We start from the raw sequence: 23,303 nt of genomic DNA on the forward strand, positions 1-23,303 counted from the left end.
GAGAAAGAAGCGAGCGTCACAGGCGTACCCTCGGATCTACGAGAATATAGAGCATATCGACCACAAAATTGATCAGTACATAGATAGCGGCCACGACCAACAGCGTTCCTTGGATCACCGGATAGTCGCGGCGGAGCACCGCCGACACCACCAGATTTCCAATGCCCGGCAGACCGAATACCGTCTCCGTTACGACGGCACCCGCGACCAGCATCGCGATGGAAAGTCCAATGACGGTGATAATGGGCACAAGCGCATTCTTGAAGGCATGCTTCAGGATCACGCGGCCTTCGGTGGCGCCCTTTGCGCGTGCCGTCCGCACATAGTCATCCCCCAGCACATCAAGCATGGCTGCCCGGGTAAAGCGGGTGATGAGTGCGGAATTGACCACGCCAAGCGCGACGGCGGGCAAGATCAGATGGTGCAATCGTTCCAGAAAGCTAGTGTCGGGACCACCATAACCGGATGCCGGGAACCAGCCATATTGAACCGCGAAAATCTGGATAAGGAGCAAGCCCAACCAGAAACTTGGCACGCTTGCAGCTACCATGGTCAGCACGACCACAGTCTGATCGAAGAAGGTTCCTCGTTTCACGGCTGAGAAAACCCCGACCGGCAAGGCGATCAGCACCGCGATCAATATGGAGAACAGCGTGAGAAAGAATGTCGGCTCCGCACGCGAAGCAAGGGCTTTCGTCACCGGCTGGTTGAGAAAGATGGACTGACCAAGATCGCCTTGGAAAATGCCCAGCACGAACTGGCCGTATTGCACCAGAAGGGGCGCATCCAGCCCCATCCGTGCTCTCAAATCTGCAATGTCCTGCGGGGTCGCGTCAGACCCCAGCATGACGGCAGCGGGATCGCCCGGCGTAACCCGGACAATGACGAATACAACTGTCACGACAAGGGCAAGCACAACGGCCATGCCTATCAAGCGGTGCAACAGTGCCCGGGCGATCCTCGACATGGTCTGCCTCACTTCTTCGGGGCTACATTCCAGAAATGCGGCCAGTAGGTTGGCGTGTAACCGGCAACCCCGTCCGCAACACCGGAAACCGCATTGAAATTGCCGACCTTATAGAGCGGAGCATCATCATAGATGACAGTCTGGATGCCTTCCCACGCCTTCTGCTTGGCTTCATCGGTCGTCGCATCCATATAGGTCGCGACGGCTTTGGCTTTCTGGTCCGACACATACCAGCCCGGATATGTATCGGTGATGGTGTTGATCGTCGTCGGATCTCCCGGGAAATTCGAATGGGTGATGAAGATATCCCATTCCTTCGGATCGGCGCGACGCGTCGTCAGCGTAGCCCAGTCGACAACCTGCATATCAACTTTGAAGCCTGCCGCTTCAAGATAGGCTTTCGCCACCTCACCGATCTTGTAATGGAACTCATATTGGCGGCTGGTCAAGAGCCGGATCGGCGTGCCGTCATATCCGGCATCCTTCAGGAGCTTGGCAGCTGTTTCAGGGTCGCCTTCGCCATAGCGGGCCACGCCGGCTTCAGTGTGCCAGAACGACCCTTCAGGGAAGATGGAGCCATCGACGCTGTAAAAACGGTCATCGGAGAAAGCTGCGAGCATCATGTCGGATGCATTGAGCGCGGCCTGAACCGCCTGACGCAGTTCCTTTTTGACGAGCGCGCCTTCCTTCATGTTGATATTCATGGAGGCCCAGCCCGAGTTCTTGAAGATGACTGGTTTGGCCTTCCCGCTTGCTTCAACACGCTCATAGGCGCTGACGGGAAGCGAGTCTGCGAAATCAAACTGTCCGGAAATCAGTCCTTCAACGCGGGTGTTGGCATCGGGAACGGGCACAAAGCGCAGTTCCTTGGCAATGGCCTCGCGCTTACCCGCATAATTGCTCGGCTCGCCTTTGGGAGACTTATAATCGTCAAAGCGCACGAGCTGCGTATACTGATCGGGCTTGCGCTCCTTGAGCGCATAGGGGCCGGTGCCGACGAACTGCGTCAGCGTGTCGGCGATGGTCTCGGACGGAATGATGATGGATGCCTGCGATAACGTCGCCAGCAGTGGTGCATAGCGCGACTTGAGTTTGATGATGACCGCATGGTCGCCATCTTCGCTCAGGCTTTCTACGATGCCAGCAACCTGCTTGCCCTTGGAATTGATTTCCATCCATCGCTTTAAGGATGCGACGACGTCCTTGGAGTCAAAATCGCTGCCATCGTGGAACTTCACACCTTCTCTCAAGGAAATCTTGTAAGTCAAACCATCTTCGGAGATTTCCGGCATGCCAGCAGCGAGCAACGGAACCGACTTCCACTGTTCATCATAGGTATAAAGCGTCTCAAAAATATGCTGGTCAATTGTCAGGACAATGTCGGTTGGGGTCTGCATCGCATCCAGTGTTGGCGGCTCGCCGATGGTTGCGATGGTCAGAACGCCATCCGACGATTGCGCGAAAGCCATCACGCTTGAACATAGAAGTGCTGCAGTAGCCCCCAGCAGAAAACGTTTTTTCATGGTTACTCCCCTTTTTATGTAATCGAACCGACTGAGTGTTCGCTGTGGTTAGTCCAGCCCCAGCGGATCGGCGACCCGCGGCCAGAGTTCCAGACTTGCTTTCCGATATGGTGTGACCGCTGGATTGGTTGGGTATGAAGTTGGAGCCGCTATATAGACAATCTCCGAGGCGACAGGCTGGAAACCGGCCTGAAAGTGGTTGGTCGATTTGACGACAAGGAAATCCTTTCGCGCAAAATCGATCCCCAGATTGGAGAAGATATCCGGCTCATAGGTCTGTGTGCGGCTGGTAATCAGAATGATATCGATCTGTGTTCCCACAGGACGGATTACCGCCACACGCCCCAGATTGACCCGGCTGTTACGAAAGCTCTGCCAGCCTGCGTCCACGACCTTCTCGATGGTCACACGCAGATCGAGTGGCTCGCCGCCCTGCCATGACGACTTTCCGCCGACACGGATTTCAAGCTCAGCCCCCTCGCCTGCCGCATGGCAGAAAGCCACGGCGACAGGATCCCAGATGGTGGCTACCGCGAAATTGTCGAGCTTGCGCTCCAACATGCGGCGCAGAATATAGGTAGCGTCGCCCGCCACGCCCCCGCCCGGATTGTCCCAGATATCGGAAACAACAACGGGACGCGATGGGTCACTGGCGCGACGTTCCAGGACGCGATCCAGACCGGTTTCCGTATCAAGCATCTCCATGGCCGTAAGCTTTCGCATACGGTACAGTTCATGGCCCAGTTGACGCGCAAGCTCGTCGCCTTTGGCTTTGTCATTATCGGTAACCACGATAATCCGCGTCCCCATGTCGGGCGTGTCGCCAGCCATGAAACCATGGATTACGGAAATGGAAAGGATGCCATTCTTGCCCTGCAGGGCCACAAGGCGATCCACATAAGACCGCATTGGCTCGCGATTGGTGGGATAAATGGTGATCATGCGGCAATCGAAGGTCGAAATGACAGGCTTGATTTCCCCACGCAGAGTCCGGAGAGCCAGATCAACGACATGTTCTCCGCGCTCTTCGAAATCCGTATGCGGGAACTCCAGAAACGTTGCCATGACGTCGAGATTGGCCACACGTTTTGCAGTTAGGTGACTATGGGGATCAAATTCCGCCGCGATCAGAACATCAGGGCCGACAACTGCGCGTACTTTTTCCAGAAAGTCCCCTTCCGGATCATCGTAGCCCTGCGCCACCATCGCGCCATGCAGTCCGAGAACAACCGCATTCAAGGGAAGCGCGGCCTTCAGTTCAGCCAGTATGGTATCGCGCAATGTCTCATAGGTCTGGCGTTGAATGAGACCCGCAGGCTCGGCCCAGCACGAGGTGCCTTCGACAACGGTAAAGCCCTCAGCTTTGCCGCGACGGCGCAAAATCGGCACAACGGATGAACACAAGGTCGGCGTTTCCGGGTGCTCGCCGGGCTTGGCGTAAAAGGCTGCCTTAAACGCCTCCATATCCGTTGGAACGGGTGAAAACGTATTTGTTTCCGTAGCCATCGAGGCCGTGAATATGCGCATGGTATGGTTCCAGGTGTATGGCTTGATCAAAAGTCGTGTCGGCATCTGTTCGCGCGGAAAACTCGACGCCCGTGCGCGCGCTCGTTTCAGGTTTGTCACTCACGTCGCGTCGCAAAAACAGTTCACGCAGACCGGCGACAATGCCGACGCAACAATTGAAATCGGGATATGATGGTGGTCTCCGCCTCGTGTTCGCCCTTTGATTATTTTTGTAATTTATTTTCTTGATAATGCGTCGAATAATGTCCATGTCAACAGGATATCGCGCAATAAACTGCGCCGTCGGCGTTAAGATGAAAATTTATGAAATTGATTTTCATGAAGCGGCGGCGGACATACCGCGATGATGAGCGGAAAATGCATGCCCATTCAATGCCTTTAAGGCGGCACTCAATGCTCCATGTGATATAAATTTACTTATCAGATGAAAAAGGAGCCGAAAAATTCGGCTCCTTTTTCATGTTTTCCGCTCACTTTTTTTCAGCGTTAGGCCGTCATTTCACGCCACCATTGGCGCACAGTTCACCAAACGGTCCCACGTGCGGCAACATCTTCAACACGAGTCACCACACCGTCACGATGAAAAACAATGCGATCGAACAGGTTGCTGACGACGCACGTGTGATTGGGGATGACCCGAACAACAGCCCCCACCGGCGCGAAATCTTGTTTACAATCCGTCAGATCGACCACTCCGTGCTCTTCCGAAAGGGAAACAATCCGCGCGCCCTCAAAGCCTTCGATAACACCATGGTCAACAAAACCAAGCAGGTCCGATGTCAGAGCTTTGGAACCGCAATCCAGCACGGCCCTGCCCGGCGCGGGTCTGGAAACTACAGTTGCAAGAATATGCATGGCAAGATTCTCATTGGTGCAGTGCCCTGCCCTAACCATGCTGCGGTCGTTATAGACATAGGTGCCAGCGCGGTGTTCTGTCGCTGACGGTACGAGATGCGCGGAATAGAGGTCCGGCGAGCCGCCATTCGACCGGATCGGGCAATCTATTCCTTTCGCGGCCAGCTTTTCGATCGTCTCGACGATGAAATTTTCGACTTGCGCCACGCCTCCCGCCGCCGGGTAAGTCAGGATGCCTGCAAAACGAAGACCGGGCTTGGCGGAGATCACTTCAGCCAACGCCACAACGGCATCCGGCGTCTGGACACCGCATCGCTTGCCGCCTGTGTCGCATTCCACCAGCACCGCCAGTGGTCTCTCTGCATCAAAGATTTCAGCAAGTCCCTTGATCGTGACTTCACTATCGACAGTCACTTTTAAAGCGCCGATTTTCGCATTGAGCACTTTCAACCGCGCGAGCTTTGCAGCTCCGAGAATATTGTAGGTTATCAGAATGTCATCGAAACCGGCCTCGGCAAAAACCTCTGCCTCGGTGATCTTCTGGCAATTGATGCCTTTGGCGCCCGCTTTAAGCTGTAGCCTTGCGATGGAAGGTATCTTGTGCGTTTTGATATGCGGACGAAAAGCCTTCCCGTGCTGGTCGAAATAAGCCTGCGCGCGGGCAATATTCGAGGCCATACGGTCTTCATCGATGATGGGCATTGGGGTCGGGATATTTTCAACAGGCGTGCCTGCTTCTGGCCAAGGGAACGTCATGGATTGCCTCTTCGGGTACGGTGCGCGATTGTTGTCGACGGTGTATATTATTTTCTTGATTAACCTCGTGTGAGAGATAACCATTGATCAGAACGCGGAAAATTTCCATAGTCATGTAATTATTTTTCATCAGCAGGGATATGGAAAAGAGACCGCAAAGCGCTGTTTCCTTCTCGACCGGAGTTCCAATGGACGTCATTCACGCATTGTCGGACAAGGAAGGCAAACTTTCCGGTCTCGAAAAAAAGCTCGCAGCCGTGGTGCTGGAAAATGTCGATTTTGTCGTCAATTCCTCGATTGGTGAACTGGCGGAGAAGGCAGGCGTTTCTCCGCCAACCGTAACACGGTTTTGCCGACGGATAGGCTGTCAGGGCTATTCCGACTTCAAGGTGCAACTGGCAAAGATAACCTATGTCGGATTGCGCTATCTGATGCCGGAAACCGAGACCAGCTCGGTGGAAGAAGTCGCCGAAGACATTATAACCAAGGCGCAAAATGCGCTCTTCCAGTTACACCGGCAACTCGATCTCGCCGCAATAGAACGGGCCGCCCACCTGATCCGTGGGGCCGAGTTTATTCAGGCCTTCGGCGCGACGGGCAACTCGGCCATGATTGCCAATGAACTCCACAACCGGTTGTTCCGCCTCGGTTGTCGCATCAATGCATCGACGGACCACAGCATGAACCACATGCTGTCAGCTGCTGCGCAGCCGGGAACAGTTGTCATCGGTTCATCCATTACAGGGCGAGATCGCGAGCTGGTGAATTGCATGAATTTGCTGCGCGCCCGGGCCATTCCCACCATTGCGATAACGCAGAGCAATTCGCCTGTCGCACAGGCTTCCGATGTATTGATTGCAATTGATCTGGACGAAGGCAAAAATATCTTCCGTCCCACATCCACCCGCTACGCCTATCTGGCCACAATCGACATTCTGGCAAACATGGTTGCCTATGCAGACCGTAACCGCTCCGCGCATGTTCTCCGACAGATCAAGGAAGAGCTTGTCCGCTCCAGGGATGGCGACGACAAACAGGTGCTCGGAGATTAAGCGTTTGTCTCTCAGGCCGCAGTGGTTGCGGCCTGAGAGTTTTAAAATGCGCAGGCGTTAGCGCTGCGCCACCGGCCTGACCAGCGGTGTCACTCGGCGAATGGTAACACGGCGGTTTTCCTGCTCTGGCCCGTCGGTCTTGATCTTCAGAAAGCGCTCACCATAGCCCTGCGTGACGAGATTTTCGGCAGAAATATCATAGACTTCCGTTAGCAGGCTTGCGACTGACTCTGCGCGCTTGTCGGAAAGAACGAGGTTCGATCGATCAGAGCCGACAGCATCCGTGTGGCCTTCGATGAAGAAGGTTTCACCCGGGTCCTTGGAAAGAACCTTCTGCATGGCATCAGCCACTTTGCGCAGCGTCTTGGCCTGTGAAAGCGAGACTTCCGCGCTCCCGGTGGCAAAGTGGATGGTGTCCAGATCAATGCGGCGCACCTTATCGCGCAGACGTGCCGAATGACGCACCTCGTCAATCGTATACACGCGTTCAACCCGCTCTACCGGAGGCATGGCCAGGAAGTCATAGAAGTCGCGATCGCGGTCGTCTGTGACGTCAATGATATAATCGCTGACAGGAATTGTGAGACGCATCGGCGGTAGTTCGTAGCCGACATCGGCAATAGCTGCACGGGGTGTATCTTCATAGTCTGGGGCGTAGACCATGAGATATTCGTTGCCGTCGCGATCAATACGGGAACGTTGCACGACATCCCCATAGCGATCATAGACAGTCACCACGCGATAGCCGCCGGGACGCACGATCGTTTCGCGCGTGCGGCCGCGCGGAAGCTCATCATAATAGGCTTCTTCAGCGTTACGGCGCAGACGTGGGCGGTCGTCACCGCGCACAAAAATTCGATCTCCCACATTCATAACAACGCGGTTGTCGATTTCTTCAAGCACTTTCACATTGCTGACGTTGTTCGTCACATTGTTGACTGTCGTGTTATTGACGACCGTGTTGTTAACAACGGTGTTGTTCACAATGTTTGTGGTTTCCGGGACGACGAAAGCGGGTGCTTCGTCGACGCGCTTTCCCTTTTCCTTCAGATTGGCTTCAATCTTCTTGGGGAGATCGGCTTTGATTTCTGCAGGAATAGCAACCTGAGCGGATGCGTCGTCTGCGGGGGGCGGCGCTGAGGCTTCGGCTTCGCGCTGTTGTCCACGCTGCTTGCGACGTTCCTCGCGAGCCTGATTGCCACCGCTATTATCGGCATCCTTGTCGCTGTCGAGAATCGCAGCACCGTTCTCGACCGGAAGAACAACCGTTTCGTCCGTCTTCGACGGATCTTTCGCGATGGCTTCCTTTTCTACCGCGGAACGCTCGTCGACGATTGCAGGCACAGGCTCTGGCTTCTTCTCAGCCTCCTCAGGTTGTTCCGCTGGTTGCTGTTCTACCGGCGACGGTTCGCGCTTTTGCTTTCCACGCGGTTCTTTGACGGGAGGCTCTTCGGATGGCTGAACGGGGTTCGTTTCGCCGGTCTGCGGTTCGGTCGGTTGCACCGGAACAGGTGCAGATTCCGGCTGTGGCGATGGCTTCTGCGCCTGTGCATCGTCGGCAGGAGCGGGCCTCTTCTTTGGCCGTTCCGCGGACTCCTTCGTGGTCTCTTCCAATGCACCGTTTGCATCCGGCGTCTTCGCTGCTGGCTGTTTTTGGGCAGGAACCTGTTGTTCTGGTTCAGCTTCGCCTTTCGGCGCGCTCTCTTCCGATGCAGGCTTCTTCTCTTGGGCTTGGCGCTGCGTCTCTTGCTCCGCTTTCTTTTGATCGACAGCCTGCTTTTCAGCCTCGTCGGCAGCAGCCTTCGTTTCAGCCTGGCGTTCCGCTGCTTCCTGCTCAACTTTACGCTGCGCCTGTTCTGCCGCCCTCTGCTGTGCGGCAGCTTCTTCTTCGGCCTTTTTCTGTTCAGCCGCCTGACGCTGCGTTTCCGCTTCAGCCGCCTTGCGTTCTTCAGCCTGCCTGGCAGCCTCCGCCTTTTCCGCTTGCTGCTTTTCTATTTCCTGGCGCTGCGCTTCCTCACGTTCAGCATGCTTCTGCTCCTCAGCCTGACGATGCCCCTGACCTTCCTCAGAAGGACGCTCGCCTTCTGCCTGTGGCTGTTCAACGGGCTGTTCCTGCGGCGCTTGCTCCTCGCTGTTTTCCTGAGCCACTTGATAGGACTGCGACAGCCTATCCGCGAAAGATGGCTGCGCCAGAACACAGACCGATATCACTGGGATCGCAACAGTAGTGCGAAGCTTGGAACGAATAGACATATATCCTTCTCCTTCTCGAAGGCAGAACTGATAAGCAAAGGGCCTGCTTCCGATTCCGCACATGCTGGAATGCAAATAGAGGCAAATTGCGGCAACTTCACAGAAGCGTTACCGCTGTGATCATGAACCGAGGCTGAATGCCATTTTGGGAGCATTAAGTTTGGCAACCGATGCACATCGAATCGATTTTCGAGGCGCGGCGATGGCCACATTGTGGTTTCGTCATGGTCATCAAAGTGTAAGAATCTGCTCCGCGTGGGAGCAATTACCGACCCAGCAACTGATGTTCCGTTGCGCCATTAATCAAATGTCTTTTTTTGTTTTAGCTGCATGGCCGTTCGCTGCCATGCCCGCAGAAAAAATTCTGCGCAATATCCGCAAGGGTCACACCCTGCAATCGGCTCAAAAGCAGTTGCTCTGCTTCCTTGAAGACACTTTCAAGCTTTTTATTAACCGCTTGTTCTATAACGCAACCGGGCATGTCATAGGCGGGGCCGACAGCGAAAATAGAAGGTTCCCCGACCGCGCGGTAAATGTCCAAAAGTGTCAGCTGGTCGAGTGGCCGCGCCAGTGTCCAGCCGCCTCCGTGCCCCTTCTCTGAATGCACATAGCCCTCTTTACGTAACCCTGCCATCGTGCGTCGGATCACCACCGAATTGGTATCCAGCATCGCTGCAATTTCTTCAGACGTCATCGCGCCATCATGATGATCCATGTGGATCAAAACATGCAACATGCGAGAGAGCCGGCTATCCTGCCTCATATGCGTTCACTCTTTATATCTGTCTGATAGGACTGACCCGTTTATCGAACATTTCCTGTCAGAAAGCAATTTGACACACCGTAAGTTACATGACTATTGACTCGAGGATATCATGTAACTTATGTTGTGACATGTCGATTTTAACCCGCTTGATGTCCTGCCGAGGATGTTCGTGCAGACAGCTCTGGCGCGCCATCGTCAACGGCTATCAAATGACCGGATAAACAATCATGCAAAATTACGAGACCATCATCATTGGCGGTGGCCCTGCGGGGCTTTCCGCAGCCTTGATCGCCGGACGCGCTCTGCGCAAAGTGCTCGTCATCGACGGAGGCGAGCCCCGAAATCGAAAAGCGCCCGCCATGCACAGTTACCTGTCACGGGATGGAATTCTGCCACAAGAATTTCGGAAGGTGTCGCGTGAAGAGCTATCGCGTTATGACACAGTGACCTATCGCGACGGTCTTGCCCAGGCGATCAGGCCAACAGATGGAGGCTACTCAGTAGAATTGGTCGATGGAGACATTGTTTCTGCGCCCAAAATTCTTCTCGCCCTTGGCCTGTCGGACCAGCTCCCGGCGATCGAAGGCCTGGCGAAGAACTGGGGACGAGGTGTTTATCATTGTCCATTCTGCGATGGTTTCGAACATCGCGGCGAGCATTGGGGTGTACTTGCCGAGAACGCCGCCATGCTGGATCATGCACCGTTTTTCAAAAACTGGGCGGGGCGTCTGACTATATTGACCAACGGCGCTGATCTTCCAGCCGACAAATTGACCGATTTATCGCGCGCCGGAATCAACCTGGTAACGACGCCAATCAAACAGGTTCTTAGCGGTGATGGTCACACCATCGGCGGCGCAATGCTCAAGGACGGTCGCCGGGAAGGCATCCAGTCACTGTGGATAAGGCCGCTTCAAAGTCAGACCCGCATCGTGGCAGATCTGGCGCTGACTATGCGCGAGGATGGCGGCCTGTGGCGCAACGAAATGAACGAGACTTCAATGAAGGGTATCTATGCCGCGGGTGATTGCGTGGCAGGGCCAATGCAGCAAGCCATCCTTGCCGCAGCCGATGGCGCCCGCACGATGTTTTCGATCATTCATAGCCTTGTGACCGCGCATTAAAGACGCGCTTCGCCACTGGCTTTTGCAAACAAAGCAACCCGAAGGCAGTATGAACCGGCTGCCTTCGGCTCAAAAAACTCTTTGTTCTCAGTCCAGCACGTAGCAGGCTTTTCCTTTGCCCGGTGCCGGATCTCCGAACGAATAATTGTCGCAGTCGACCCCATCACGGAAAGTCCGTTCGATAAAGCGACCTTTCGCGCCATAGCGAACCCGTTTGCGCCCGTAGAAGTCGCAATATCCGCCTTCCTTCGCGCAAGGCCGCCAATCGCGATCCCGATCATAACGGTCGGGGCGATCCGGACGACCGGGGCGGTCGTAACGGTCACGGACAACGAAAGAGCAGCTCTTCTTCTTGCCCGGTGCTGGATCGTTAAAGACGCGGTTCGAGCACGGCACTTCCGGACGATCGATAAAGCGAGAGGTGTTGCGTCCGCCTGTCCCATAGACCACTTCAGCCGGGTAAGGCAGTCGGCAAATACCGCCTTCACTTGCGCAACGCTGCAATTCTGCCGCCGACGCGGATGTTGCGAGCAGCGGCGAAACCATTGTCATCACACCGCCCAGACATAGCGATGCAACCATCTTTTTAACTACAGATACCATACTGGGGTCCCTCCATATGCGCCGGACTATGCTTTAAATCCAACAGTTTGAATAGAGGATGAATGAGGTCGTACGCTTTGCGCTTAAGATAATTGCGTCGCCATATGGCGCAGACCTTTTACGGCACCTAAAACAGAAAAAGCCCCGCAAAACGGGGCTTTCCTAAAAGACTAGAGCGGAGTTCGCTTAGCCCTTCGGGCTCAAATTCATGGAGAACCACTTTTCCGACATCTTGGCGAGCGTGCCATCTGCCCGCATTTCGCCCAGTGCATTGTCGAGCTTGGCTTTCAGTTCTGGCTCTTCCTTGCGCAGGCCGATGCAGACATTGGTTGCCTGAATGCCACCAACCAGAAGCGGCCCGGTGATCTTCAGCCTGCCATTGCTCTTCTCAGCACGGTCACGCGCGAAAACCACATTATCGTACTGACCGTCAACACGACCGGATTCGAGATCCAATTTAACCTGTTCCGATCCCTTATAGGTGCGGACCTGAACGGCATCACCGAAGTTCTGTTCGACAAACTGCAACTGGCTGGTCGAAAGCGACGCACCAATTGTCTTGCCTTTCAACGCTTCTTTGAGATCAGCAATCGCCTTTTTGCCTTCATCTGTATCTGTGGAAAGGCTTTCACCCGTATGCGGCAGATTGGCCAAAGGTCCATCAGCTGGCACCAGGAACGTATTCGGCGTAATCACATAAGGATCGGAGAAATCGATGACCTTGCGACGCTCTGGGTTTGGGCCCATCGTCAGTACTACGTCGAATTTTCCGGCCAGCAGCGACGGAATCTGGCTGTCCCAATCCTGCGCAACAATATTGCATTCAAGCTCGGCGCGCTTGCAAACTTCCTTGATGACATCGAGGTCAAGGCCCTGAAGCTCTCCGCCCGGGCTTGTAAGGTTGAAAGGCGGAAAGGCGCCCTCGACACCAACGGTCACAGCTTTCCAGTCTTTCGCCAAAACGCTGCCACTGTAAAGCATCGATAAAGTGCAAAGGCCAATGGCCGCAATTTTCTTCAGCATAGTTCCCTCGTGCTTATTTGTGTTTTTTATCTGCAATGCGGGCGGCGATTACGCGCTTTTCTCTGCCCGGTTGCTAAGAGTTTGAACCCGCTAACCAGCGATGAAAAGCGGAATTTGGTTCATATATATGAACTTTGTTCTGCTTTATGAAATCCGTGCATGACCGGCACACGTAAACACACCCGGTCCAAAAATCGGGCCAAAGTTAGTTTCAGCTGCACCACAAAGTTCTAGTTATCAACCATTTAGCTTGGCATAGCGTGCAATATCCGCGTGGGTCGCAAACCATATATCCTTATGTGTGCTAATATGCGCAATCAGTTCTTTCAGTATCCAGATTCTCGAACGGTGCCCGACGATATCTGGATGCATGGTCAGCTGGAAAATGCCCCCCTCTTCGTAAGCTGCATCGAACTCCCGGAGAAATATGTGGAGAATATCGTGCGGTGCGATCTGCGGGCGTAACCCACCCCATCTGTCCATGACGAGATAGGCTGCGTCATCTCGAATCCACTCCACAGGTAGTTCGGTGACACCACACGGCTCGCCATTAAGCAAAAGCTCGTAGCAATCTACATCCGCCATAAGCGATGAATCGTAGATCAATCCCATTTCTGAAGTGATCTGCAATGTGTTGTCGCTGAAATCCCAGGACGGCGTACGAATGCCGACCGGGCGAACACCGGTGATCTTTTCCAGCGTATCAGCAGCACGATGTTGAAGATCGCGCTCTGTTTCACCGTCAAGCAATGTGTTGCGCTCGTGTATCCAGCCATGAAGGGCAATTTCGTGCCCCTCGCCGATCAGGGCGCGTTGCTCATCAGGATAATGCATGGCCGAAATGGCAGGCACGAAGAATGTTGCCGGGATGTTATCGCGGCGCAGAATTTCGCGGATACGAGGGATGCCCTGCCTTGGGCCAAACTGCCCCTGCGACAAAGCCGATATTGATTTTCCGCCATCACGCAGTTCAAACGTGTCATGGTCTGAATCGAAGGACAAAGCGACTGCGCATCGAGCGCCGCCTTGCCAGGAAGACGGTTTGAAACTGCGGCCAGCGCGGGCACGATTCATGATGGTCTGAAGCCGTTCTTCAGACCATGTCCAGGTTGGAACAGGCGCGTCAGTTGTCATGATGTCGGCCCTCCACTGACCGATAATGTCTGGCCCGTGATCCAGCTCGCAAAGGGAGATGCGAGAAAAAGCACAGCATTCGAGATGTCTTCCGGCAGTCCGATCCGGCGCAACGGAATTTCGTTGATCATTGCGGCCTGCCCCTCATCACCATAGGAAGCCCACTGACGCTCATAGTCAGGGCTGGTGCGCAAAAAGCCGGGAGCAACGGCATTGACGTTGATCCCGAATGGTCCAAGCTCGTGACCCAGCTGGCGGGCAAGACTGATCAACGCAGCCTTCGCGCTCGCATAAGCCTGAATGCCAGTGAGGCTAACGCCAAGACCGGCGCCGCTGGAAATGAAGACCATTTTGCCCGTGCCCCGCCGCTTCATGGCCGGGACAAGTGCCCGGGCGACCAGAAATGCCCCGCGCACATTAATGTCGTAGATGCGATCCCAATCAGCGGCTGGAACGTTTTCCACCGCACGCTTCTTCTGTCCGAGGACACCACCGGCAACATGGACGAAGATATCAAAGCCTCCACTGGCCTCTTCTACCGCCGCCAATGCGGCTATCGCGGCTTCATCGGTCACATCCAGATGTACTGTTCTGATCGAGCCGCCACGCCCGGGCTGTGCCTCACGGGCCAATTCTGTCAGTTCATCGTCCAAAACATCGGTAGCCGTAACGATTGCACCGTCCGCAGCAAATGCCTCGCAGATAGCCCGCCCAATTCCCCTTGCGGCTCCGGTCACCAGAACCCGCTTTTCTTTGAATTCTATATCCATGTTATTGCTTGTCTGCTGTTGTTGGTTTGTATCCAAGGCGCGCGCTCAACTCTGCCGCATGCTTGACGACAGCGTCGATCATGCGCTGACGGCATGCGGTAAAGCGCGATGAGATGGTGGCCATATTGAGCGTTGCGACCACTTCGCCGCTGGCATCAAAAACTGGAGCAGCGACGCCGGACCCGCCGACAACCGCCTCTTCGTCACAGATTGCAAAGCCGTCCTCGCGGGCAACTTCAATGATACGACGTATCTGTACGCGATCGATCACGGTCTTATCCGTCAAAGGAACGATCCGTTCTTTGGCCAGATAGGAAGATGTCTTTTCCGGCTGCCAATGCGCCAGAAGAACCCGCCCCATTGCCGTGCAATAGGCAGGATCAGACCCTGTCAGATCGGAATCGAAGCGGACCGCCTGATGACTGACGCTCTTGGCGAGAAGCTTAACCCGCCCATCCTTGCGGCGTGTGCCGAGAAAAACGGTTTCGCCCTCACTGTCACGCATGGCGTCCATGATCGGCTGAGCCGTCGCGATCAGATAGGCATCGCTGCCGCTCGACCAGCCCGGCCCGTCACGAAACGCCTCATGGATGCGATAGGACTCGGTATCGTCCCGCACCACATAGGCGCGGGCCACCAATGTAGCCAGCAGATTGAACGTGCTGCTTTTGGGATAACCAAGTTCAGCGACAATTGCTTTGAGCGTCACCGGCTTATGCGCACGACCGAGGAATTCGAGGATCTCGAGAACCCGAACGGCCGACTTAACTTCACCACTGTTTTCAATGTTCATATATGTGAACCAAATTCCTATTGTGGAATAATGTGGCAGACATACGATCAAGTGGCAATACAAAAAGGAGCGCATCTCGAAATGAACTCACAAAACAAGGTTGCCATTGTTACTGGCGGGGCAAGAGGCATCGGAAAGGCTTGCGTTCTCGATCTGGCGCGTGCGGGCTATGACATTGCGCTGGTTGATCTGCTGGAAGTGGAACTGGCGGCAACCGCAGCCGAAATTGAAGGCCTCGGCGTCAAGGCGATCTCCTGCGTGGCCGATGTTTCCAGCCACAAGCGGGCTGGTGAAGTCGTCGCACAAACCGTTGAAACATTTGGCCGTCTTGACTTTCTGCTCAACAATGCAGGCCGTTCTGCCCCGGTTGGCATTCTCGACATTTCGGAAGATGAGTTCGACCGCGCGATCGCCATCAACCTGAAAAGCTGCTTCAATTATATCCAGCATTCGGCACCACATATGCTGAAACAGGGCGGCGGCCGCATTGTTTCCATGTCGTCGCTCAATGCACTTTCCGGGGGTGTGACCGCAGCCGTCAGCAGGTTTGCCTATGCTGCCGCAAAAGCCGGCATTCTGGGCATGACCCGCTCGCTCGCCAAGGAACTCGGCCCGAATATCGCCGTAAATGCGATCTGCCCCGGCGTCATCCGCACCGAGATCGACACGAATGTTACCGAACGCGCCGATGAAGTCATCAAGGGCATCGCGCTCGGTCGCCTTGGTTGTGCTGACGACGTGGCACGCCTTGTCACGTTCCTTGCCACATCCGAACCGTGCTTCATAACCGGTCAGGCATTCACGGTTGATGGCTTTCAATTCAATGTTTGACATGAACGCAGAAGGAAGTAATCAGCACCACTTCAGATTACTCCCTTCGACGGGATTGCGCTGAAAAGCGCAATCCCGAACATAAGGGCGACAATAACGGACCTCAATACAATGGGAGCCAGACGATGGAGGGGCGAGCTATGGCGAAGAACCATCACGATATCTGGGATATTGTGGACGGCAAAAGTGCCGCTTATTTCGAACTCAGCGACACGGTTTGGGATCATCCTGAGACCAATTATGAAGAATATGAGTCCAGCGCAGCTCATGCTGCAATGCTTGAAGCTGAAGGGTTTCGCGTCTCGCGCGGCATCGCAGGACTGCCGACCGCCGTCATGGGCGAAGCAGGTGACGAAGGTCCGGTCATTGCCATTCTTGGCGAATTCGATGCCCTTCCCGGCTTGAGCCAGATCGCGGGCATTGCAGAAGAACAGCCCATCGAGGCAGGCGGACACGGCCATGGCTGCGGCCATAATCTGCTTGGCGCCGGTTCACTTCTGGCGGCCGCCGCAGTGAAGCAATATCTCGAAACACATGGGATCAAGGGACGTGTGCGCTATTACGGCTGCCCGGCGGAAGAAGGCGGATCAGCCAAGGGCTTCATGGTGCGCGAAGGCCTTTTTGACGATGTCGACGTCGCCTTTTGCTGGCACCCGGCACCTTTCGCAGGCGTCAACGACCCCGTATCGCTGGCCTGTAACGAAATAAGCTTTCATTTCACCGGTCGCGCGGCCCATGCAGCCTCCGCCCCCCATTTGGGACGCAGCGCTCTCGACGCCGTTGAGTTGATGAATGTCGGCGTCAATTACATGCGCGAGCACATGCCTTCTTCGGCCCGCATTCATTACGCTGTGACGGATTCCGGCGGTTTCGCGCCCAATGTCGTGCAGGCCAAGGCCAGCGTGCGCTATCTCATCCGCGCGTTGAGTCTGCCCGTGATGCAGACCTTGTTGGAGCGGGTTAAGAAGATCGCCGACGGCGCAGCGCTTATGACGGAAACGACGGTACGCAGCGAAATTGTTAGCGGCGACGCCAATCTGATCGGCAACAAGCCGCTGGAACAGCTTATGCAGCGCGAGCTGGAGCGTTTGGGACCACCCGTATTCGACGCAAAAGATCAGGAAATGGCACAGCGTTTTCAGGCCACGCTGACCAAGGAAGACATTTCTGACGCTTTTCGCCGTTTCGGCGTCGAACCGAAGGAAGGCCTTGCTCTTTGTGAAGATGTTTATGAACCCTATAAGGGAGACAATTCCCTCGTTGGTTCGACAGACGTTGGTAGCGTGAGCTGGGTTGTCCCCACCGTGCAAATGCGTGGCGCTACCTGCGCTATTGGCACGCCGCTCCATTCGTGGCAAATGGTGGCGCAGGGTAAATTGCCTACGGCTCATAAAGGAATGGCTCATGCTGCAAAGGTCATGGGAAGCACGGCAGTGGAACTGTTTTTGCATCCCGAACGGATTGTAGAAGCCAAACAGGACCACGTGAAAAGGCTTAACGGCGATGTTTTCGTCAATCCTATTCCAGATAGTGTGCAGCCTGCCCTGCCCGTCGCAGCGAAATGAAACATGGTCCAGCGCGACCGCCGGAAAGTGAAATGAACTTCAATCAATCCTTCAAGAATTGGCCTCTCGCATCATGAAGGCTTTTTTCGACATTTTGAGCTTCGGCCCCGACGGCTGGGGCTATGTTCTCGTGATGGCGGCTTTGGTAACGGTCTCGCTGGCCGTTGTCGGTTTCCTGCTGGGTGCAACCATTGGCGTATTCGCCGCCTGGGCGAAGATTTCCGGCGGACGCACACTGCGCGGCGTTGCTGATGGCTACACAACCATCATTCGTGGCGTTCCCGATCTTCTGGTGATCTATCTGTTTTATTTCGGCGGCAGCGCCGCCGTCACGGCGCTTGGAAAGTTCTTCGGCGCCCAAGGCTTCATCGGCTTTCCCGCTTTTCTGGCTGGCGTGCTGGCCATTGGCATTTCCTGCGGTGCGCATCATACGGAAGTGTTTCGCGGCGCATTCAGAGCCGTATCCAAGGGAGAGCTTGAAGCTGCATCGGCCTGCGGCATGGGGCAGGCGCTCAAATTTCGTCGTATTATCGCGCCACTGGCCCTGCGCCATGCGCTGCCCGGTCTTGGCAATGTCTGGCAGGTTGCGTTGAAAGAATCTGCTCTGATCTCTGTTGTCGGCGTGGTCGATATTCTGCGTCAGGCGCAGATCGGCGCAGGCTCGACTGGACTCCCGTTCAACTTCTTCCTGATTGCAGGCGCGCTCTATCTGCTGATTTCCTCGGTTTCCGGCAGCATCCTGCAAGCTGCTGAACGTCATTTCTCGCGTGGCGTCAGGAGGGCAAAATGAACCTTCAATTCTACACAGAATCCTTTCTGGCAATGATGGGCGGAGTGCCGTTGACGTTGCAGCTTGCGGCCATATCCATCGTCTGCGGCGCAATTCTTGCCCTACTGTTTGCCATGATGCGGCTGTCGGGAATAAAGGTCCTCGACTGGATTGCCCGGCTCTATGTGTTCGTGTTCCGTGGAACGCCGCTTCTAGTGCAAATCTTCATCATCTATTATGGTCTCAGCCAATTTTCGACGATCCGCTATTCGTTCTTGTGGCCCATTCTCCGTGAGCCATACTGGTGCGCAATCATCGCGCTGACGCTGAACAATGCAGCCTATGCCAGCGAGATTATTCGCGGTGGTCTGCTGTCTGTGCCGCACGGTCAGATTGAGGCGGCAAAAGCCTGTGGCATGTCGCGTTTCACCTGCTTCCGCAGGATTGTGATGCCGCTTGCTATCCGACAGGCGCTACCCGGCTATGGCAATGAAATGATCTCGATGATCAAAGCAACTTCGCTTGCCTCCATCATCACGCTCATGGAAGTCACAGGCATCGCGGCCAAACTCATCGCGGAAAGCTACCGTGTGATTGAGGTGTTCGTGATTGCGGGCGCGATCTATCTTGCTATCAATTTCGTTCTGACACGCTTGCTGCTGATCGCCGAATACAGGCTCACGCCCTATTTGCGCCAGCCCGTCGCTCGTATCTCCACCGAAGGAAAAACATCGTGAGTAAAGCCATCTCTCCTAACGCACCGGTGGCGCTAAAAGTCGAAAACCTGCGTAAAAGCTTTGGCGCGAATGAAGTGCTGAAGGGCATTTCGCTTGAAGCGCGCGAAGGCGAAGTCATTTCTATCCTTGGCTCTTCCGGCTCCGGAAAATCCACTTTGCTGCGTTGCATCAACCTTCTGGAAATTCCAACATCCGGCACCGTCACCGTTTCTGGCGAAACGATCCGGATGGCCAAGAACTCCAAGGGCGAAGCCTATCCCGCAGACAAGAAGCAGGTCTCGCGAATCCGCTCCGAACTGGGCATGGTATTCCAGAGCTTCAATCTCTGGTCACACAAGACTATTCTTGAAAACATCATCGAAGCGCCGATCTATGTTCAGGGTCGGCAGCGCGCGGAATGCATTGCAGAGGCCGAAGCGCTACTCGCCAAGGTTGGCATCGCAGATAAGCGCGACTTCTACCCCTCACATCTCTCCGGTGGTCAGCAACAGCGTGCCGCCATTGCCCGCGCATTGGCAATGAAGCCAAAAGTGATGCTGTTCGACGAGCCAACCTCCGCGCTTGATCCCGAACTCGTCGGCGAGGTACTGCGTGTCATGCGCGGCTTGGCCGAAGAAGGACGCACCATGCTCGTCGTCACCCACGAAATGGGCTTTGCCCGTGATGTGTCGAGCCGGGTCATCTTCGTCCATCAGGGGCTGGTCGAAGAAGACGGCGCGCCCGAAGATGTGTTTACAAACTCCAAATCAGAGCGTTTTCGCAAGTTTATCAGCCATGAAAACGCTGGCTGATTATTTCAAACGTCACTGATTTATGCCAAAAGACCGCTCAGCACTTAACTGCAGTAAGGTAATTAAGATGAAGACCAAGGGATTATTCAAAGCCCTTCTCGTTTCGGCCCTCGTTGTGACCGCTGCTTCGGCCCATGCCGAAGAGAAGAAGTGGACCAAGCTCACCATCGCGACCGAAGGCGCGTTCCGTCCATATAATTTCACCAAGCCAGACGGTACGCTGGACGGTTATGAAATCGAACTGAGCAAAGACCTCTGCGCCCGCATGAAGGTTGAGTGCACCATGATTGCACAGCCTTTCGACGGCATCATCCCGGCCTTGAATGCAGGCAAGTTCGACGCGATCATGGCTGGCCTTACCGCTACGCCGAAGCGCGAAGAAACCATCGACTTTTCCGTCTCTTATGGCTTGACCCCGCAGACCTTCGCCACGCTGAAGGATAGCCCATTCGCAAAGCTACCACATACGGGCGAAACGCTCTATCTGGCCAAGGACGAAGCTGCCGCTCAGAAGGCGATTGACGACGTCAAGGCTGAAATCAAGGGCCGCACAATCGGTGTACAGACTGCCTCGCTCGGCCTCTCGCTGCTCGACAAGTATTTCAAGGATTCTGCCGATATTCGTGAATACAAGACCACCGATCAGCACGACCTCGACCTCAAGTCGGGCCGCGTCGATCTTGTCGTCGCTTCATTGGCTTATCTGAGCGATGCTGCCAAAAAGCCCGGCAATGAAGATATTGTCATGACCGGTCCCTTCTTTAAGGGCGGCATTCTGGGTCGCGGCGTCGCCGTTGGTCTTCGCAAGAACGAACCTGAACTTCAGAAGATGTTCAATGAAGCCATTGAAGCCGCTAAGGCCGATGGCACCATCAAGCGTCTTTCTGAGAAGTGGTTCGGTTTCGACGTGACACCGTAATCGATTCGTCAGCGATACTGTTGAAAGGCCGCCTCAAGGGCGGCCTTTTTTATGTCAAGAAGCCGCTTGATCAGGCGCCGTATTTCGACTCCACCGGCCACACTGACTGGAGCTTTTCACCACCTAGAATACGGTCACGGGCCGAAGCTTCGTTTGCGCCCAACTTGTCGGCCTGATCCGCGACGGCAGCAACCATGGCCTTAGGGATGACGACAACGCCATCGATATCCGCGAAGATGACGTCGCCCGGCATGATCTTCACGCCGGCGATTTCGATTGGAACTTGCGAGAGCTTCGGTTCCATCTTGCCGGATACCGAAACCGGAGACCGCGCGCGACCGAAAAGCGGATAGCCAAGATGGCGAACCTGCGCGATATCACGCACCGTTCCGTTGACGATCGTGGCAGCCGCGCCCCGCGTTTTCGCGCCTGTGCTCATCAGCTCTCCCGAGCAGGAACCCTGCGCGCAGGACGCATCAACGACAACAATACCGCCCTTTGGCGCGTTGTCGATGGCATTGTGATAGACATCCTGCGGCTGATTGCGTCGTTCGCTTGGCGCAAACTGCACCGTGACTGCGGGACCGCAAACCACTTCACCCGGCTTCAATTCGCCCTGTAACGAAATTCCGTCCAGATAACCCCACCCGCCGAGTTGTTCCAGACTGTCATGGACATCACCGGAATACCATTTCGAAAGACGCTCGATCGACGCCCAGTCTGTATCGGAATAATCGAAGTTGCTCATTTGGTTTTAACCTTGTTCTGTAGATTTGAATTGTCCAGTGCGACCTTGAGATAGCGCGAACTTTCGTCGATCTGTCTGCGAATGGCTTGCCGGGCGATATCTGGTTCTCTGGCCTTAATGAGGTTGTAAATTTCCTCATGCTCGGCAAACCCGTCTTCCAGCGATTTGTTGGGCACACGGCTCGTAACCCGGATGACATCGATGATGATCGAGAAAAGATTGTCATAGACGACATTGAGGATCTCGTTGCCCACGGAATGCACGAGCCCAAGATGAAAAGCGGCATCGCTGTCGGTAAAACGGGCCATGTCATTGGCGTCAGCTGCAGCCCTCATACTGGCAAGCGCCTCGTCAACTTCCGCCGTCATCACCAGGTCTTCCGAACTCAGTCGCGTCACGACTTCCGTCTCAATGATCCGGCGCACATCCATGAGTTGGACGAGATAGTCGGAATTATTGGCAAAGAGTTGTTTGACAGTCGTTGCAAGCGAACCGAGAAATTCTCCGACATCGTCACGCACAACAAGCGCTCTTTCACCGTGTTTGCGGCGAACGAGCCCCTTTGTTTCGAGAATTTGAAGCGCTTCACGAACAGATCGCGTGCTTACATTGAATTCACGCGCCATTGCGGCTTCGGCAGGCAGACGATCGCCAATCTTGAGCTTGCCGGAAAGTATCTGAGCTTCCAGCGCCTCAACGACCGAGACGTGCAGCTTGTCACGATCAGGTAACGCGCGCCTCGTCAGATATCGATTGTCTGCCTGTTCTGTCACCATGCCGTAAAGCCTCCATCCACAACGACATTCGAACCTGTCATATAGGACGAGGCATCGGATGCCAGAAACTGTATCACGCCATTATATTCATCGATCTCTGCTTGTCGGTTCATCGGAACGCGTTCGAGAAACGCATCCACAAATTCCTTGTCAAAGTTTGCGGTTTTCACGCCACCGAACGAAATCAGGTTTACTCGGACATTTTTGGTTCCCCAATAGGTGCCAAGATAGCGGGTCAAGTTGACAAGACCGGATTTGGAAGCCGCATAGGAGACGGCCTTGATGAACGGCTCGCCATCTCGTGCTTCGCGATATGCATAGAGCGCCTGATTGGGCGACACGATGCCGTAGATCGAACCGACATTGATGATGCTGCCGCGTCTGGCGTCGGCCATCTTCGAGCCGATGACCTGACAGCACAGCATCACACCCGTCAGATTGGTCTCGATGATCTCGTTCCAGTATTTCTGCGGGTAAATTTCAAAAGGGCTGTTCTGGTCGGCAGAGCCAGACGGCTTTGAATCAATGCCAGCATTATTGACCAGAATATGCGGCACACCCCAATCGGCGATGAGCTGTTCGGTTGCCTGCTCAAGGCTGGCCTTGTCCGTAACACTCGCGACATAAACGCGAATGTTCTTCGTCAAGCCCGGAAACTTCGCTTCGAGATCGGCAGCGTCGATTGCCCGGCGGCTGAAGATCGCCACCTTGGCGCCAGCTTCGGCAAGCGACTTGCTGAACTGGGTTCCGAGCTGCCCCAACCCGCCTGTTACAATGGCGATCTTGTCTCTCACACTGAACTTGTCTGTCATAATTTCATTCCTGCACCTTAGAGCTCGTTTCGATCTGACCGGATCAGATCGGCGCTCTAAATGTTTGTTTTAACGCGCATCTTTTCCGAAAGCTGTTTCATGCTTTTCGGGATGCGCTCCAATCTGCTGGCTTCGGGGTCGTCCAAGTTCTCAAGAGCAAGGTTCCGTTCCATCAGTATTCAGACCAGCACTGTGGCGGGTTGTGTCTT

22 protein-coding genes are annotated in these 23,303 nt (G+C 54.9%); 8 read left to right on the forward strand and 14 right to left on the reverse strand.

Annotation, left to right across the window (positions count from 1 at the left end; translation table 11 throughout):
- Positions 1-16: 16 nt before the first annotated feature.
- From QLQ11_RS18060 to QLQ11_RS18075, 4 genes are all read right to left on the reverse strand, one after another.
- Complete coding sequence (locus QLQ11_RS18060) at positions 17-967, reverse strand: ABC transporter permease (protein ID WP_371830807.1); 951 nt, start codon at positions 965-967, stop codon at positions 17-19.
- Between the two features lie 8 nt (positions 968-975).
- The gene (locus tag QLQ11_RS18065; protein ID WP_121537861.1) at positions 976-2,490 is read right to left on the reverse strand and encodes an ABC transporter substrate-binding protein; all 1,515 of its coding nucleotides are present in this window, start codon (positions 2,488-2,490) and stop codon (positions 976-978) included.
- A gap of 48 nt (positions 2,491-2,538) precedes the next feature.
- A complete protein-coding gene (locus QLQ11_RS18070) occupies positions 2,539-4,017 on the reverse strand; it encodes a M81 family metallopeptidase (protein ID WP_109366007.1) in 1,479 nt (492 codons plus the stop codon).
- Between the two features lie 522 nt (positions 4,018-4,539).
- Positions 4,540-5,628 carry a D-TA family PLP-dependent enzyme gene (locus QLQ11_RS18075; RefSeq protein WP_283735746.1) on the reverse strand — a complete coding sequence of 363 codons (1,089 nt, stop codon included), beginning with the start codon at positions 5,626-5,628 and terminating at the stop codon, positions 4,540-4,542.
- 188 nt (positions 5,629-5,816) lie between these two features.
- Here QLQ11_RS18075 and QLQ11_RS18080 point away from each other — a divergent pair, with 188 nt between their 5' ends.
- Entirely contained in the window at positions 5,817-6,680 is an 864-nt protein-coding gene (locus QLQ11_RS18080; protein ID WP_109366010.1) for a MurR/RpiR family transcriptional regulator, read from the forward strand.
- A gap of 57 nt (positions 6,681-6,737) precedes the next feature.
- On the opposite strand, the gene QLQ11_RS18085 is transcribed toward QLQ11_RS18080, so the two are convergent.
- On the reverse strand, positions 6,738-8,933 hold the full coding sequence (locus QLQ11_RS18085) for an OmpA family protein (protein ID WP_283735284.1): 2,196 nt from the start codon (positions 8,931-8,933) through the stop codon (positions 6,738-6,740).
- Positions 8,934-9,255: 322 nt separating this feature from the next.
- Complete coding sequence (locus tag QLQ11_RS18090) at positions 9,256-9,696, reverse strand: Rrf2 family transcriptional regulator (RefSeq protein ID WP_371836043.1); 441 nt, start codon at positions 9,694-9,696, stop codon at positions 9,256-9,258.
- Positions 9,697-9,926: 230 nt separating this feature from the next.
- On the opposite strand from QLQ11_RS18090, the gene QLQ11_RS18095 reads away from it, so the two are divergent.
- A complete protein-coding gene (locus QLQ11_RS18095; RefSeq protein ID WP_283735283.1) occupies positions 9,927-10,823 on the forward strand; it encodes an NAD(P)/FAD-dependent oxidoreductase in 897 nt (298 codons plus the stop codon).
- 87 nt (positions 10,824-10,910) lie between these two features.
- Here QLQ11_RS18095 and QLQ11_RS18100 read toward each other — a convergent pair whose 3' ends face one another.
- From QLQ11_RS18100 to QLQ11_RS18120, 5 genes are all read right to left on the reverse strand, one after another.
- Positions 10,911-11,426 (reverse strand): hypothetical protein, encoded by a 516-nt coding sequence (locus QLQ11_RS18100; protein ID WP_121537854.1) that lies wholly within the window; start codon positions 11,424-11,426, stop codon positions 10,911-10,913.
- A gap of 186 nt (positions 11,427-11,612) precedes the next feature.
- Positions 11,613-12,449: a transporter substrate-binding domain-containing protein gene (locus tag QLQ11_RS18105; RefSeq protein WP_124915448.1), complete on the reverse strand. Its 837-nt coding sequence runs from the start codon at positions 12,447-12,449 to the stop codon at positions 11,613-11,615.
- A gap of 237 nt (positions 12,450-12,686) precedes the next feature.
- Positions 12,687-13,583: a polysaccharide deacetylase gene (locus QLQ11_RS18110; RefSeq protein ID WP_140025266.1), complete on the reverse strand. Its 897-nt coding sequence runs from the start codon at positions 13,581-13,583 to the stop codon at positions 12,687-12,689.
- Positions 13,580-14,353, reverse strand: coding sequence for an SDR family NAD(P)-dependent oxidoreductase (locus QLQ11_RS18115; protein WP_283735282.1), 774 nt, complete (start codon positions 14,351-14,353; stop codon positions 13,580-13,582). The genes QLQ11_RS18110 and QLQ11_RS18115 overlap by 4 nt, the downstream gene beginning before the upstream one ends.
- A gap of 1 nt (position 14,354) precedes the next feature.
- The gene (locus QLQ11_RS18120; RefSeq protein ID WP_109366018.1) at positions 14,355-15,146 is read right to left on the reverse strand and encodes an IclR family transcriptional regulator; all 792 of its coding nucleotides are present in this window, start codon (positions 15,144-15,146) and stop codon (positions 14,355-14,357) included.
- An 81-nt stretch (positions 15,147-15,227) separates the two neighbouring features.
- Here QLQ11_RS18120 and QLQ11_RS18125 point away from each other — a divergent pair, with 81 nt between their 5' ends.
- The 6 genes from QLQ11_RS18125 to QLQ11_RS18150 all read left to right on the forward strand — a co-directional run bounded on the left by QLQ11_RS18125 (position 15,228) and on the right by QLQ11_RS18150 (position 20,758).
- Positions 15,228-15,977 carry an SDR family NAD(P)-dependent oxidoreductase gene (locus QLQ11_RS18125; RefSeq protein WP_283735281.1) on the forward strand — a complete coding sequence of 250 codons (750 nt, stop codon included), beginning with the start codon at positions 15,228-15,230 and terminating at the stop codon, positions 15,975-15,977.
- Between the two features lie 140 nt (positions 15,978-16,117).
- Entirely contained in the window at positions 16,118-17,542 is a 1,425-nt protein-coding gene (locus QLQ11_RS18130) for a M20 family metallopeptidase (RefSeq protein WP_283735280.1), read from the forward strand.
- 73 nt (positions 17,543-17,615) lie between these two features.
- Complete coding sequence (locus QLQ11_RS18135; RefSeq protein WP_109366020.1) at positions 17,616-18,332, forward strand: ABC transporter permease; 717 nt, start codon at positions 17,616-17,618, stop codon at positions 18,330-18,332.
- The gene (locus QLQ11_RS18140) at positions 18,329-19,048 is read left to right on the forward strand and encodes an ABC transporter permease (protein WP_109366021.1); all 720 of its coding nucleotides are present in this window, start codon (positions 18,329-18,331) and stop codon (positions 19,046-19,048) included. Before QLQ11_RS18135 ends, QLQ11_RS18140 begins: the two co-directional genes overlap by 4 nt.
- Complete coding sequence (locus tag QLQ11_RS18145) at positions 19,045-19,839, forward strand: ABC transporter ATP-binding protein (RefSeq protein WP_283735279.1); 795 nt, start codon at positions 19,045-19,047, stop codon at positions 19,837-19,839. The genes QLQ11_RS18140 and QLQ11_RS18145 overlap by 4 nt, the downstream gene beginning before the upstream one ends.
- Positions 19,840-19,906: 67 nt before the next feature.
- A complete protein-coding gene (locus tag QLQ11_RS18150; RefSeq protein WP_283735278.1) occupies positions 19,907-20,758 on the forward strand; it encodes a transporter substrate-binding domain-containing protein in 852 nt (283 codons plus the stop codon).
- A 70-nt stretch (positions 20,759-20,828) separates the two neighbouring features.
- Here QLQ11_RS18150 and QLQ11_RS18155 read toward each other — a convergent pair whose 3' ends face one another.
- From QLQ11_RS18155 to QLQ11_RS18165, 3 genes are read right to left on the reverse strand one after another with little or no spacing between them, the layout of a single operon-like run.
- The gene (locus tag QLQ11_RS18155) at positions 20,829-21,506 is read right to left on the reverse strand and encodes an RraA family protein (RefSeq protein WP_140025261.1); all 678 of its coding nucleotides are present in this window, start codon (positions 21,504-21,506) and stop codon (positions 20,829-20,831) included.
- Positions 21,503-22,282, reverse strand: a complete 780-nt coding sequence (locus QLQ11_RS18160) for a FadR/GntR family transcriptional regulator (RefSeq protein ID WP_283735277.1) — start codon at positions 22,280-22,282, stop codon at positions 21,503-21,505. Before QLQ11_RS18160 ends, QLQ11_RS18155 begins: the two co-directional genes overlap by 4 nt.
- Complete coding sequence (locus QLQ11_RS18165) at positions 22,276-23,094, reverse strand: SDR family oxidoreductase (RefSeq protein WP_121537848.1); 819 nt, start codon at positions 23,092-23,094, stop codon at positions 22,276-22,278. Before QLQ11_RS18165 ends, QLQ11_RS18160 begins: the two co-directional genes overlap by 7 nt.
- Between the last annotated feature and the right edge of the window lie 209 nt (positions 23,095-23,303).

It is taken from the genome of Ochrobactrum sp. SSR, assembly GCF_030067775.1.
Classification (GTDB): domain Bacteria; phylum Pseudomonadota; class Alphaproteobacteria; order Rhizobiales; family Rhizobiaceae; genus Brucella; species Brucella teleogrylli.